The following is a 14,794-nucleotide window of genomic DNA, read 5'->3' on the forward strand; positions in this document are numbered from 1 at the left end:
ACAGTTGAAATTTGGGTGTAACGCTTGGATGAAAAACAAAAAAGAGAAAATACAAACGCATTTTCTCTTTTTATTTTAAGTGGAGTTGGAGGGATTCGAACCCTCGTCCAAACAAGCAATACATAAGCTTTCTACATGCTTATTCTGCTATTGATTTTCGACTGAATGCAGAGAGCAGACACCCAACATTCAGCTTATCTTCTGAGGTTTTCGAGCTTTAGCCGAAGCGTCTAAAGCCTTATTTCCGCATTCCTATATCCCAGAATCAAATGCCGCAGAACAGAGCATTTGTGGGATATCTTGCTTCCCTACTAACATCTTCGGGAAAACGCTTGATCTACTATACTTCGATATTAAGCTGCAAGAGCGAACTCTTCGTTGCCAGTTAAAATTGTGTAGCAAGGGATTATAGAGATCGCGCTACGGTTCTCTGCATGCTTACTTACCCATTGGTCTTGCTGTCGAAACCAGTCAACCCCATGAATAGAGTATGCAAAAATAAGGCTTTTTATTTAAATATAATTAACATACGCTAATCTTTTTGAAGGAGCGCTGTTACTCCCTGTTCTTTAATAAGATCCAGCCGGATAATTGTACAGGCTGTTTCGTAATCTGGTCGGACCAGGATAAGCTGTACCAGTAGGTGTCGGTTGGCAACGGCATTCCGACATATTTTCCATTCCATACCGGATTTTTAGAACTTACCTCGAAAACAACTTTACCATATTTATCAAAAATACTTCCTTTGAAATTCCCAAACTTGCTGATAACGCTGAAATCGATGTTGTCATTGATTCCGTCACTGTTTGGGGTAATGGTGTTGTTCATTAAGAACGTATAATATTCCGTGTGGCTATCACATAAGATCCCTCTCTTTCTCACCCTAATGGAATATTGCGTATTTCTCAAAACATTCTTGAAAATATTATAGGCCTGCCATGTTACACCGCCGTCAATAGAATATTCCAGGGGATCACCGGCCGGATTTTTAACGTTGATGGTTAAAAAGCCATTCTCATAAGTAATCCCTGTAATTTCAGGAGTTTTAATATAAGTAACTACCGCAGTAAGTACTTTAGAACAAGATCCGTTGTTGATGGTCACCGTATACGTTCCCGGAAGGGCGGTGCTTATCGTTTGGGTGGTTGCTCCCGTACTCCAGCTGTAGGAATAATTCGGGCCGGAGCCGGCATCAAGAATGGCATTGTCTCCCTGGCAGATCTCCACATTCGGCAATGATGCTGAAATCGCAGCAACAACATTAATCGTAATCGAAGTAGTTGCCTGGGCAGGACAGCCGTTACTTCCGATTCCTGTTACCGTGTATGTGGTAGTAGTGGCAGGAGAAACGGTTTGGGTATTTCCATTGCCAGTAAGTCCGGTCCATGTATACGTGGCAGCACCTGAAGCGGTAAGCACCACCGAATCTCCTTTACAGATATTGATGGATGAGGCGTTTAATGTAATCGTTGGAGGCGCAATGTTTTTTACCACCGTTACAGCAGACTGCTTGGTACAACCTAGCGGACTGGTAATTTTCAGGGTATAGGTTCCTGCATTGTTCACAACCGGCGTTAATGTATTGGCTCCGGAAACAATCGTTCCCCCGCCGGCTGCTGTCCACAGGAACGTTGAACCCGGCGGAAAGGTTGAAGCGGATGCATTAAGGGTAACCTGTGTATTGGTACAGTTGATTTCAGATGGTGTGGCAATGTTTATGGTAATCGCAGGATCCATAGTCACCGTTGCGGAACTTTGGTATTGACATCCTAAAGCAGTGGTTACTGTAACAGTATAGGTTCCGGATGCAGTTACCGTGTTGGTAGCTCCGGCTGTACCGTTGGACCAGGAAAAGGTATTTCCGGTTCCGGTTGCAGAAGCTGTTAAGACGGTTGAAGCTCCTTCACAGAAGGTTAGGTTTCCGGTAATCTGAACATTTGGATTCGGGCTGCTGCTGATGGTAACGGAAGTTGTATCACTTGTACACAATCCGTTATTGTTGGTCAACGTATACACTCCGGGAGCATTTACCGTGATGCTTTGCGTAGTCTGGCCTGTCGACCAGGTATTTCCGGTAGCGTAGTTAGAAGTTAGCGTAATATTTCCGTTATTACAGATAACTGTTGCAGAAGCGGTAATTGCCGCAAGCGGTTTTTGGTTGACGATCAATTGCAGGTTAGCCACTTTCGAACAGGTGCTTGATTTTACCCGGACATAAATAGTTGCGTTTCCGGAAGAATGTGCTGTCGGATTGGCAATCGTGTTGGTGTTTCCTGCCACCGCATCGGCCTGGTTAAGATAATAATCAAAGGTTACTCCGGCAGTGGTGCTGATATTATTTTGGACTGATGTTAAATTAAAAGTGGCAGTCGGAGTATCGGAACAAATACTAAGGCTTGCATTCTGAACAACCGGAACAATTCCCTGGGTAACCGTAACCGATTTTTGATAGGTACAATTCGCAGGGGTTTTAACCGTTACTGTATAAGTTCCTGCCGTGGTCACTGAAATGCTGCTTCCGGTGGCGCCTGTAGACCAGGTATAGATGTTTCCGGTTCCTATGGAAGTGGCGGTAAGTTGTGTAGGCGTATCACATAGTAACAGGTTGCCGTTAATCTGTACATTGGGATCCGAAGCGGCTGTAATGGTTACGGATGCCGGCGGACTTGTACAATTGCCGTTCGTTATTGTCAGCGTGTAGGTTCCGGGTGTAGTAATTACGATGGAAGGACTCGTAGAGCCTGTAGACCACGTATTTCCTGTTGTGCTGCCTGATGTTAAAGTAACATTCCCTCCCGGGCATAATGTCATGGATGAAGCGGTAATGGAAGCTGTTAAATTGCTGGCTTCAAAAATGAAAGACCCCGTCTGCTTACAGGCATTAAGACTGCTTGCCGGATTGCTTGGGTTATTGTAATTAATATTATAGTAATAAAAAGTACCGATTGTTGCAGGAGTGGGAGTCGTGATCGGGTTGGTTCCGGTTGCTGCATCATTGGCGTTATCATAATAGCTTACAACAAAGTTTGTGTTTCCATTGATGATTCCGGGAGATAAGGTAGAGAAATCAAAAGGAGTATTGGTATTGCAGATTGATATAACTCTTGGCGAATTCGGAGTGGGTCCCGGTACGCCTGGCGCAATAAAAGGATTGGGTGCATTTGCGGAACTGAAAGGGGATTCGAAGGTAGCCGTTCCGCCCCAGGTGAGATTAAATGTATAAACGGTGGTAGACCAGTTGTCTATATATAAATAGTAGGTTTCTCCAGCATTGACATCCATATATTTACAATATGGATTCGTGTTGCCTCCACCAGAAGTGGTGTTCGTGTTGGTCATGTTCATCCCCGTGCTTGCAAGAGTTCCGGAAGCATTGCATCTTATAGGAGCACCCAAGCTGCCGCATGTTGTGTTCGGGCCGTAAATCGCCCAGTCGTAATCAACAGGTCCGGTAGGAGTAAGGTTGAAAGTAAGTGTTCCGCTGGTGGCAATGGTAAATTTATACCACACTGAATGGTGTTCCCCGGAAGATAAGCATCCGCCGAGATCTTCATACTCATTTCCGACTCCGGAAGGGGTGTAATTGATATTGGAATTCCCGCACACAGTGATTGCTGAAATACAATCTTCCTGAGCGGAAAGTGAAATATAAAAAATGGATAGCAAAGAAAACAGTAATCTTTTTATCATACCCTGGTTACAAGTTTTAAAGGTGAATATGTAGGATCATTGAATAAATAAAGGAATAGAGCAAAAGCTAAGTTTTGCCGGAAACAATTGGTAAAGAAAAAGGGGCCATTTTATTTAATGTTAGTTTTTCGGCAAATTTAATTAAAATTTATTTACAAAAATCAATTAAATAATTGTAATATGATTTAAATATCGTTCTGATTTTGAATATTTTCTATTCGTATGGTACATTGAAAGATAAATGAGGATCAAACAATTCGGATAAAAATTTGCAGATTTATAAAAAATTAGTATTTTTGCAATCCAAAATGAGATGTAAAATATGTTAATAATTCCAGTTAAAGATGGTGAATCCATCGACAGAGCATTAAAAAAATATAAAAGAAAATTTGATAAAACAGGAACAGTTCGTCAGCTTAGAGCAAGACAACAGTTTATCAAGCCTTCTGTAACGTTAAGACAAGCTAGATTGAAAGCTGCTCACAAACAGAGAGCGCTTAGCAAAGAAGAGCAGGCTTAAGAAATTTTCTTAGTTCGCATACGAATTCACTCTTTAAATAGTTATATTTGAAGAGTGAATTTTTGTTTTTATACTTTTAATGATGCTGGACAAATTCTTAGAATATTTAGAACTCGAAAAGAGGTATTCACCTCATACGATTACAAGTTACAGAAAAGATCTTGAAGACTTTTGTCTTTTTTACCTTAAAACCGAAGCTTCAGAAGATATTTCCAAAGCTGATAAAAAAATCATCCGGAATTTTATCGTTGAATTAAGTGAGAACAATATCTCCAAAAGAAGCATCAACCGAAAGCTTTCCTCTCTCCGAAGTTTTTATCTTTTTCTTTTAAAAATCGGGGATATCGAAATTTCTCCCACCGAAAATATTTCTTCCCTGAAATTCTATCCCGAAAAACAAATTCCCATGTCTGAACAGGAAATGCAAAACCTGAGCGATCAGGTATTTACGGATGTTCAGGATCTTCTCGAAAAATGTATTCTGGAAGTACTTTACCAGACCGGTATCCGTAAGTCGGAGCTTTGTGGTATGACTTTTGAAAATGTAAATCTGAATGCCGGCGAAATCAAAATTATCGGAAAAGGAAACAAGCAGAGAATTATTCCGATCTCCGAAAATCTGGCAGCAGTTTTAAAAAGTTACGTACAAACACGCAAACCGGCAACAGAATTTAAATCATACTTCTTTGTCAACAGAAAAGGTAAAAAACTCACCGAAAAATTTGTTTATGTGGTGGTTAATAAGTACCTTAGTCTTATAACAACAAAGGAAAAAAGAAGTCCTCACATCCTCCGTCACAGCTTTGCTACACACGTTTTGGATCATGGGGCAGAGATCTCTAAAGTAAAAAAAATATTAGGACATTCCAGCCTTGCAAGTACTCAAGTCTATACGAATGCCAATATCGAACAATTGAAAAAAGTTTTTAATCAGGCTCACCCAAGGGCCTCAAAAAATGACGAATTATGAAGATCACAGTACAATCAATTGGTTTAACTCCACACGAACCACTAGAGTCACACATCGAGAAAAAAGTAAGCAAACTGGATACATTTTATGATAAAATCCAGGATTGCAAAGTGTTTTTAAAAGTGGAAAATAACTCGGATAAGGCCAACAAAACGGCCGAGATTATTTTAGCGGTTCCGGGAGACGATATCGTGGTAAAAAAGACAACAACAACTTTTGAAGAAAGCTTAGACCTATGCGTTGATGCTGCTAAAAAGCTACTAATCAAGAAAAAGGAAATGGCATAGCAAAAAAAGTCAAAAAAAATTATTAAAAAATTTGAGAATTCAAAAAATCCGTTCTATATTTGCACTCGCAAAAAGGAACAGTGATCTTTTGAATTCTTTTTTATAAAATGCCTCCATAGCTCAGTTGGCCAGAGCACGTGATTTGTAATCTCGGGGTCGTGGGTTCGAATCCCTCTGGAGGCTCATTTACTATAAAATATCTGGGGAGATTCCAGAGTGGCTAAATGGGACTGACTGTAACTCAGTTGCTTCGGCTTCGTAGGTTCGAATCCTGCTCTCCCCACATTTTATATTAGAAAAAAAAGTTGCATGAATAAAGGATTTTCCTTAAGTTTGCACAGCGTTACCAATAATTTTGGAAACAAAATTGCGGAAGTAGCTCAGTTGGTAGAGCGTCAGCCTTCCAAGCTGAATGTCGCGGGTTCGACCCCCGTCTTCCGCTCAGAAATATCACACTTATTGTAGGGTGATTTTTTTTTAACTGCTGAAATGATGTAGAGTAGATTTTCTCACAGCTTTCAGTCCATTTGTTAAATGCCTCCATAGCTCAGTTGGCCAGAGCACGTGATTTGTAATCTCGGGGTCGTGGGTTCGAATCCCTCTGGAGGCTCATTTACTATAAAATATCTGGGGAGATTCCAGAGTGGCTAAATGGGACTGACTGTAACTCAGTTGCTTCGGCTTCGTAGGTTCGAATCCTGCTCTCCCCACATTTTATATTAGAAAAAAAAGTTGCATGAATAAAGGATTTTCCTTAAGTTTGCACAGCGTTACCAATAATTTTGGAAACAAAATTGCGGAAGTAGCTCAGTTGGTAGAGCGTCAGCCTTCCAAGCTGAATGTCGCGGGTTCGACCCCCGTCTTCCGCTCCAGCAAAATCACGCTTTTAGTGTGATTTTTTTGATTGTTGCCGACTTAGCTCAGCGGTAGAGTGCTTCCTTGGTAAGGAAGAGGTCACGGGTTCAAGTCCCGTAGTTGGCTCTCATTCTAATCCCGATTTATTCGGGATTTTTTTATGTTTAAAAATCAGTTAGCGAGGATCAAACATAAACTTGGGAGAATAGGTAAAGTTCTATTTATGGAATGACCAGTAAGCACAAACTAATCGAGCACCTGATTGCAGAAATTCCATAATATTTTTAATTTTTTACGCTATCGATATTGGGCAAAAACTTCCAGCACCCAGCCTCCCTCTTCCAGCACTACCTTAAAATTCAATTAAAATACTTCCTGCAAATTTGAATTCCTTTACGGTCATGAAAATTTTCTTTACATTCGTATAAAATAATTTTCGATGAATATTCTATTATTGGAAGACGATCTTATTCTTTCTGCAGAACTGTGTAAGTTTTTAGAATCAAATAATTTTACCTGTGATAAAATCTACGATGGAGAAACCTTTCTTCGTCAGATCAAAAACAGTTCGTATGATTTATATCTTCTGGATATCAATGTTCCTAAAATCAACGGGCTGGATGTCTGCCAGACCATCCGTTCTTTCGATAAAAATACACCGATTATTATCATTTCTGCATATGGAGATCTTTCGGATAAAAAAGACGCTTTTACAAGACTTGCGGATGATTATCTCGTAAAACCCTTTCAGTTTGAAGAGTTGTTGCTGCGTATGAATTCTCTTTTGAGAAGAAAATCTCCCTCCGAAAACAGTGATCAGGATATTATACGGGTAGATGATCTTATTATCAATAAAACCGAACAGAAAGTTTTCCGTGCAGGAAATGAAATCGCTCTTACGCTAAAAGAGTTTCAGTTGCTCGTTTATCTGGCCGAAGCACAAGGGAGAACGGTTTCAAAGCAGCAGATCACAGAGCATGTCTGGGAACATAATTTCAACACCAATACCAATACGGTGGAAGTCTACATCAACTTTTTAAGAAAAAAAATAGATAAAGATTTTAAAATTAAACTTATTCATACACGTTCCGGATTCGGATATTATCTAAGCCCGCTGTAAGATGTCTTTAAAACGAAAAATTGCCCTTAATCTCAGTATTGCTTTTTCATTGCTTTTCGGTATTGTGATGGCGGTGATTTATATCTCTTTTAATGATTTCAGGAAAGATGAATTTAAAGAAAGATTCAGGCAGAGGCTTGAATTTACCTCGCACTTTATTGCAAAATCCAAAGACTTCGAAGAGGAAGCGCCCGTTTTTTTTAATGAAAACTCAGACAATATTCTTTTGAATGAAACCATTCTGATTTTCAATGGTAATAAAGAATTAATTTACAGTACCATTAAAGACCGGAATGTAACCTGGGATAATGCGTTGCTAAAGGAGCTTGATGAAAAAAAGGTAATCTATTCTGAGAAAACGGTTCCTGAAATTTATGCTGCCCTTAAAAACATTAATGGACAAAATTATTACATTCTTACCAGTGCTTACGATACCAACGGAAATTCAAAACTGGAGTACCTGAAGTATCTTTTGATTACAGCTTATGTGATGAGTACGTTGTTTATCGGTTTTTTCAGCTATTACTTTATGGGGCAGTTTCTGAAACCTCTCGAAGATCTTAATAAGGAGATCTCGGAAGTAACGGCTCATAAACTGACAACGGAAATTCCGGTACGCGATTCCAATGATGAGATTGATGTTCTTGCGAAATCATTCAACACCATGATCAAAAGACTGGATGATGTATTTCAGTCACAGAAAGATTTTACGGCGAGCGCCTCACACGAAATCCGTACTCCGCTTACCAGAATGGCTTTTCAGCTCGAAAATTTAATTAAATTTGGACAACATTCTCCGGAAACATTATCTTCACTTCAACAGATTAAAAGAGATGTTTATCAGTTATCGGATCTTACCAATTCATTGCTCCTGTTAACGAAGTTCGACAAAGAAAATATCCAGAGCATCTACGAAGAAGTCAGGATCGATGAGGTTATTTTTGAGTCTTTTGAAGCGGTAGAAAAAAGTTATCCGAAGCTTAAGATGGATTTTCTCATCTCCGAAAATACTTCAGAAAACGCACTGCTTACCATTAAAGGAGTACAGTCGCTATTGGATATTGTTTTTATTAATTTATTTAAAAATGCAGCCATTTATTCCGATGATACGGAAGTTGACGTTCTGATCACGGAAACTGAAAGCCGGCTTATTGTGGATGTCATTTCCCACGGAAATACAATTCCCAAAGCAGAGCAGCCTAAACTCTTTGAAGCTTTTATGAGAGGGAATAATTCCCAGAACACTTCCGGATCAGGTCTTGGGCTTCGGATTGTAAAAAGAGTTCTGGAATACCACGGTGCCGAAATTAATTATACCGCTCCCGGAGATTTGTTGAATAAATTCAGTGTTATTTTTCATAAGTAATTTTTAAGCATCTTTAAATCTTTAAAAAATTCCAGCATTGTCATCCTGAGGGCAAGCTGTCACGGCATCTTCGCTAGATTTTCCACGGATTATACGGATTTTCACAAAAGAATTTCATAATCTTTAGATACACTAGAAAAATCAAAGATTTTTAAAACTTATGTGTTTTAAAATATGCGCAAAGCTTTATCCTTAAAACCTAATGTGACTCATGTGTTTAAAATGCTTTTGTAACTTTTTCGGCTAACCCATTTAGACTGATTTATAATGCATTTATATTAGCCTAAAACCCATTTTAATTTTTTTTTAAGCATTCTTTAAGAGCATTTTAATACCATAAAAGCAACTTTGTATCATAAAATAAAAAAATGAACAGAATTGCAGGGCTGTTGATTGTTGCTTCCTCGGTGATGGCGGCACAACAGCAAATGTCGCTTTCGGATTGCGAAGAAGCTTTTCAGAAGAACAATCTACAACTGCTCGCCGAACAGTACAACATCAACATGGCCGACGCAGATATTTTGCAGGCTAAAATCTGGGAACTCCCGCAGTTGAGCGGACAAATCAATGCCTATAATCCTGAAGACCGGAAAGTTTTTGATATTGGCCGGGCAAAGGGCGCTGAAATCACACAGCTAATTTACATGGGCGGAAAAAAGAAGAACGAAATTGCTTTTGCTAAATCAAACAAAGAGCTTGCCCGGCTTCAGTTTTCGCAGCTTCTTGTAGACCTTCGGACGCAGCTTCATACCACTTACTATAACCTTTATTACGAAAGACTTAAGCTTGAAAATACAAATAAGCAGCTGGGATACATGAGTGATCTTCTGGCAGCGTACAAGATTCAGTCTGCCAAGGGAAATGTTTCGCTTAAGGACGAAGTAAGGCTTCAAAGCGTTGTTATACAATTAAATAATGATAAAATTGCTATCAATAAAAATATTCTTGAATTTGAGCAGAGTCTTAAAGTCTTAACAGGAATCACCGAAGACATGGAACCAAAACTTTCGGATTCGGAGGCACATGATATTCTGGCAGCACAGCCCTTCGGTGATGAAACGGAATTGCAGAAAAAAGCGGTTGAAAATAATGCCGATTATCAGTACAACCTGAAACTAATTGACAACAGTAAGCTGTATGCACAATGGCAGAAATCCTTAAACGTTCCGGATCTTAATCTAGGAGCTGCATGGGACCAGAACGGTGGAACTTTTAAAAATGAAATAAATCTTACAGTAGGTATTCCCCTGCCTTTATGGAAATCCAACAAAGGAAATGTTGAAAAAGCAAATTTTGCCATACAGCAAAACCAGAAAAGTGCAGATTTTCAAAAACTTAACTTAGAAACAAAAGTTCAGGCTGCATACAAAATGTGGAAAACACAATACGATCAGCTTTCACAGATAAAACCGGATGATCTTAATAATATGGAACTGGTTTACAATGGTATGCTGAATAACTTCCGGAAAGGAAATGTAAGTCTTATTGAATTTGTAGACTTTATGAACAGCTACAGAGAAACGGCACTTCAGATCTATGATATGAAAAACGGAATCATGCAGTCTGCAGAACAACTCAATCAACTTGTGCAAACAAAAATCTTCTATTAAACATGAAAAAATATATAATTCCGGTAATGATTGTCCTGTCCGTTTTATCTTGCACCAAAAAGGGAGAAGAAGCAAAACCGCAGGCGAAAAAAGGCTTTGAGCTGAGCAACATAATGCTGAATTCAATCGATTTAGCAAAAGTTGAAAAAAAATATATAGAAGACGATTACAACTTTTACGGTAAAATTTCAGCAGATAAAAACAGCTACATCGATGTCTATCCTTTGGTGGGCGGAAATGTTTTAAGTGTGAATGTAGAACTTGGAGATTATGTAAAAAAAGGACAAGTATTGGCTACAATCAGAAGCACCGAAATGGCAGAAATTCAGAAGGATGTAAGCGATGCAAGAACGGATATGGTGGTCGCACAAAATAATCTTCGCGTAGCAAAAGAAATGTATGAAGGTAAATTAAATACTGAAAGAGATGTACTGGAAGCAAAAAGCCAGTTGCAGAAAGCCCAGGACCAGCTGCAGCGTGCAAATGCAGTAAGTACGGTTTATAATGTTAAAAAAGGAAATATTTACAGCGTCGTAGCACCCATCAGCGGATATATTGTTCAGAAAAATATCAATAAAGACATGCAGCTGAGAAGCGACAGAAGCGATAATATTTTCGATGTGGCCAATACAACCAACGTATGGGCGATTATGAATGTGAATGAATCTGATATCGATAAAATCAGTCTTGGAATGAAAGCCCAGGTTTCTACATTATCATACCCGGATAAAGTTTTTGATGGAAAAATAGATAAAATCTTTAAAATCATCGATCCGGAAACCAATGCCATGCAGGCAAGGGTGGTGCTTGATAACCAAAGCGGATTGCTGATCCCGGAAAGTAAAGCAACCATTAAAGTAACCAGCTCGGAAAATACTACGGCGCTTACCGTACCCTCCAAAGCAGTAATTTTTGATGACAACAGATGTTTTGTGATTATTTACAAATCAAGAACGGATGTGAAAGTTCGTGAAATAAAAGTACTGAAACAGGTAGGTGATGTTACGTATGTTTCCGAAGGACTATCAGAAGGAGAGCAGGTGGTTACCAATAATCAGTTGCTGATTTACCGCTCACTAAACAGTTAATTTATTTAAACCATTAAGGTTTTTAATAATGTATAATTAAGAAGTTAAGTTGAATTAAGAAATATCTAAAGATATTTTAAACTCGATTATGAGTTCCCCTTAATAATTCTTCACCCCTTAAATATCCTTAATGGTTTAAAAAAAATTCAATGACTTTTCAGGTCAAAAAAAATCCATCATGAATAAATTCATTAAAAATATAATTGCCTTTTCATTAAAAAATAAAGCATTTACCTTTATCTGGGTAGCTGTTCTTGCAGTGGCTGGATTCATTAGTTTCAAAAACATGCCCATTGAAGCTTTTCCCGATGTTACCAATACCCAAATTGTTATCATTACTCAATGGAATGGGCGTAGTGCTGAAGAAGTTGAACGTTTTGTAACAACACCTATCGAACTGGCAATGAGTCCGGTTCAGAAAAAAACCAGCGTTCGGAGCACTACCATGTTTGGGCTTTCTATTGTTAAAATTCTCTTTGATGATGGCGTAGATGATACTTTTGCCCGTAATCAGGTGAACAACCAATTAAGGACGGTAAGCCTTCCGGATGAGGTGGATCCCGAAGTACAGCCGCCGTACGGACCGACCGGAGAGATTTTCCGGTATACTTTACAGAGTAAAACCAAAGATTCCCGGGAACTGCTGACTTTACAAAACTGGGTGATTGACCGTGCGTTGAGAGGGGTGCCCGGAGTCGCAGACATCAACGTTTTCGGAGGCCAGGATAAAGTGTTTGAATTAAGTATTGATCCGAGAGCATTGGATAAATACAATCTCACGCCGCTTCAGGTGTATGATGCAGTTACCAAAAGTAACCTGAATGTAGGAGGCGACGTGATCGAAAAAAACGGGCAGGCTTATGTCGTTCGCGGAATTGGTTTAGTAAAATCAATTGCAGATATTGGAAATATTACCATACAGAATGACAGCGGAAACCCGGTTTTGGTGAGAAATGTTGCCGAAGTTCATGAAAGTTCAATGCCGAGGGTAGGGCAGGCCGGACTGAATCACCAGGAAGATACCGTAGAAGGAATTGTTGTAATGAGAAAAGGCGAGAATCCCCGTGAAGTTCTGGTGGGCGTTAAAGCTAAAATTAAAGAGCTTAATGAAAAAATTCTCCCTAAAGATGTCAAAATGGTCACCTTTTACGATCGTGATAACCTGATGGATTTTACAACACACACCGTAATGCACAATCTTATTGAAGGGATTGTCCTGGTAACGGTAATTGTTTTGATCTTTATGGCCGACTGGAGAACTACATTGATTGTCTCCATCATCATTCCGTTATCGTTATTGTTTGCATTTTTGTGTCTGAAAATGGCTGGAATGAGCGCCAATTTATTATCGCTGGGAGCGGTAGATTTCGGAATTATCATCGACGGGGCCGTCGTCATGGTGGAAGGACTCTTTGTAATGCTCGACCACAAGGCACATAAATATGGTGAAGAAAGGTTTAATAAATTAGCAAAAGCCGGCTGGATCAAGCAAACCGGAACTGGATTAGGAAAAGCAATTTTCTTCTCAAAACTGATTATCATTACTTCCCTAATTCCGATCTTCTCCTTCCAGAAAGTGGAAGGGAAAATGTTTTCACCATTGGCATTTACTTTAGGTTTTGCTTTAATGGGTGCCCTGATTTTTACTTTAACACTGGTTCCGGTACTTTCTCATATTTTGTTAAATAAAAATGTAAAGGAAAAAAACAATCCGTTTGTGAATTTCTGGGACAGAATTGTTTTAAAGGGATTCAATTTTACATTCAGACATAAAAAATTAAGTTTAATGGTTTCGCTGGCATTTTTAGGGCTGACCTTATTTTCTGGCAAATTTTTAGGAACGGAATTCTTGCCGCAGCTCAACGAAGGTTCGTTATGGATCACTGCAGAAATGCCGATGAGCTCATCTTTAAAAGAATCCTTAAAAACAGCAGATTTTCTCAAGAAAGATATTATGAGCTTCCCTGAAGTTACGGATGTCCTTGCTCAAACGGGAAGAAGTAATGACGGTACAGACCCGAATGGTTTCGGTTTCGTGCAGTTTGCTGTCAACCTGAAGCCTAAAGAAAACTGGAAACGGAAAATTACCTACGAAGAGCTCATTGAAGAAATTGATAAAAAACTCAGAAATTACCAGGGGATTACGTTCAATTATTCCCAGCCGATATCCGATAATGTTGCCGAAGCAGTAGCAGGATTCAAAGCGGAAAACGGAATTAAAATTTATGGAGACAATCTTCAGACCCTTGATATTCTGGCCGAAAAAGTACTTAAACAAGTTAAAGATATTCAGGGCGTAAAAGATGCCGGAATCATTAAAAATATTGGACAGCCGGAAGTAAGTGTTGTACTCGACAGGGATAAAATGGCCGCCTACGGAGTCATGCCGGATGATGCGCAATCTGTTCTTGAAATGGCTTTTGGAGGTAAAACGGCTTCGGAAATGTTCGATGGCGAAAGGAAGTTCCCAATTCGTCTCCGTTATTCCCAGGAGTACAGAAAAGATGAAAATGATATTGCCGCATTAATGGTTCCTACACAGGATGGTACGAAAATTCCGCTAAAAGAGATCAGCACAATTGAAAAAGACAACGGAGCGGCTTTTATTTACAGAGATGATATCAAAAGATATATCGGCATCAAATTCTCTATCCGCGACCGTGATTTGGGAAGTACGATTGCAGATGCACAGAAAGCGGTTTCTAAAATAGACTTTCCGGATGGTTACACAGTAGGGTGGACCGGTCAGTTTGAAAACCAGCAGCGGGCTTCAAAAAGACTGGCACAGGTGGTCCCTGTAAGTATCCTCGGAATCTTTTTCCTTTTGTTTGTACTTTTCGGAAATATGAAAGATTCCTTACTCGTATTGGCCAACGTACCTTTTGCACTCATCGGCGGAATTATTGCACTTCATATTACAGGAATTAATTTCGGAATTTCAGCCGGTGTAGGAATGATTGCCCTTCTCGGGATCTGTATTCAGAACGGGGTAATCCTGATCACGGAATTTCATCAGAACGTAAGAAACGGATTGCATCTGGATAATGCCATTTTACAGGGAGTAAAGTCAAGAACCCGTCCTGTGATCATGACGGCTTTAATGGCATCCATCGGGTTAATGCCTGCAGCCTTATCAACAGGCATCGGTTCAGAATCGCAGAAACCTTTGGCAATTGTAATTATCGGAGGATTAATAACGGCTACCGTTCTCACCTTATTGATATTCCCGATCATCTTCTGGATATTCAACAGAACAAAAAGATCCCAGCAGATCTAAATCTTTCATTT

At 39.4% G+C, this 14,794-nt stretch carries 9 protein-coding genes, 7 tRNA genes and 1 other RNA gene; 15 read left to right on the forward strand and 2 right to left on the reverse strand.

What is annotated here, in order from left to right:
* Positions 1-77 precede the first annotated feature (77 nt).
* Together ssrA and BUA76_RS03905 are read right to left on the reverse strand one after the other, a co-directional pair.
* Positions 78-479: a transfer-messenger RNA gene (gene ssrA / locus BUA76_RS03900) on the reverse strand.
* 76 nt (positions 480-555) lie between these two features.
* Positions 556-3,690, reverse strand: coding sequence for a T9SS type B sorting domain-containing protein (locus BUA76_RS03905; protein WP_072883522.1), 3,135 nt, complete (start codon positions 3,688-3,690; stop codon positions 556-558).
* A 322-nt stretch (positions 3,691-4,012) separates the two neighbouring features.
* On the opposite strand from BUA76_RS03905, the gene rpsU reads away from it, so the two are divergent.
* From rpsU to BUA76_RS03980, 15 genes are all read left to right on the forward strand, one after another.
* Entirely contained in the window at positions 4,013-4,210 is a 198-nt protein-coding gene (gene rpsU / locus BUA76_RS03910; RefSeq protein ID WP_007846872.1) for a 30S ribosomal protein S21, read from the forward strand.
* Positions 4,211-4,292: 82 nt separating this feature from the next.
* Positions 4,293-5,180 carry a tyrosine-type recombinase/integrase gene (locus BUA76_RS03915; RefSeq protein ID WP_072883693.1) on the forward strand — a complete coding sequence of 296 codons (888 nt, stop codon included), beginning with the start codon at positions 4,293-4,295 and terminating at the stop codon, positions 5,178-5,180.
* Positions 5,177-5,467 carry an HPF/RaiA family ribosome-associated protein gene (locus tag BUA76_RS03920; protein ID WP_029295562.1) on the forward strand — a complete coding sequence of 97 codons (291 nt, stop codon included), beginning with the start codon at positions 5,177-5,179 and terminating at the stop codon, positions 5,465-5,467. The genes BUA76_RS03915 and BUA76_RS03920 overlap by 4 nt, the downstream gene beginning before the upstream one ends.
* Positions 5,468-5,576: 109 nt before the next feature.
* Positions 5,577-5,650 (forward strand) — tRNA-Thr (locus BUA76_RS03925).
* A gap of 19 nt (positions 5,651-5,669) precedes the next feature.
* A tRNA-Tyr gene (locus BUA76_RS03930) sits at positions 5,670-5,750 on the forward strand.
* Between the two features lie 86 nt (positions 5,751-5,836).
* Positions 5,837-5,909: transfer RNA gene (locus BUA76_RS03935), tRNA-Gly, on the forward strand.
* Positions 5,910-6,003: 94 nt separating this feature from the next.
* A tRNA-Thr gene (locus tag BUA76_RS03940) sits at positions 6,004-6,077 on the forward strand.
* A gap of 19 nt (positions 6,078-6,096) precedes the next feature.
* Positions 6,097-6,177: transfer RNA gene (locus BUA76_RS03945), tRNA-Tyr, on the forward strand.
* Between the two features lie 86 nt (positions 6,178-6,263).
* Positions 6,264-6,339, forward strand: a tRNA-Gly gene (locus BUA76_RS03950).
* A gap of 37 nt (positions 6,340-6,376) precedes the next feature.
* A tRNA-Thr gene (locus BUA76_RS03955) sits at positions 6,377-6,448 on the forward strand.
* A 313-nt stretch (positions 6,449-6,761) separates the two neighbouring features.
* Positions 6,762-7,442, forward strand: a complete 681-nt coding sequence (locus BUA76_RS03960) for a response regulator transcription factor (RefSeq protein WP_072883523.1) — start codon at positions 6,762-6,764, stop codon at positions 7,440-7,442.
* Position 7,443: 1 nt separating this feature from the next.
* A complete protein-coding gene (locus BUA76_RS03965; protein WP_072883524.1) occupies positions 7,444-8,808 on the forward strand; it encodes an ATP-binding protein in 1,365 nt (454 codons plus the stop codon).
* Positions 8,809-9,176: 368 nt separating this feature from the next.
* Positions 9,177-10,418: a TolC family protein gene (locus BUA76_RS03970; RefSeq protein WP_083573152.1), complete on the forward strand. Its 1,242-nt coding sequence runs from the start codon at positions 9,177-9,179 to the stop codon at positions 10,416-10,418.
* Between the two features lie 2 nt (positions 10,419-10,420).
* On the forward strand, positions 10,421-11,506 hold the full coding sequence (locus BUA76_RS03975; RefSeq protein ID WP_072883525.1) for an efflux RND transporter periplasmic adaptor subunit: 1,086 nt from the start codon (positions 10,421-10,423) through the stop codon (positions 11,504-11,506).
* Between the two features lie 178 nt (positions 11,507-11,684).
* Positions 11,685-14,783: an efflux RND transporter permease subunit gene (locus BUA76_RS03980; RefSeq protein WP_072883526.1), complete on the forward strand. Its 3,099-nt coding sequence runs from the start codon at positions 11,685-11,687 to the stop codon at positions 14,781-14,783.
* Positions 14,784-14,794 lie beyond the last annotated feature (11 nt).

The organism is Chryseobacterium takakiae, from assembly GCF_900129385.1.
Taxonomy (GTDB): domain Bacteria; phylum Bacteroidota; class Bacteroidia; order Flavobacteriales; family Weeksellaceae; genus Chryseobacterium; species Chryseobacterium takakiae.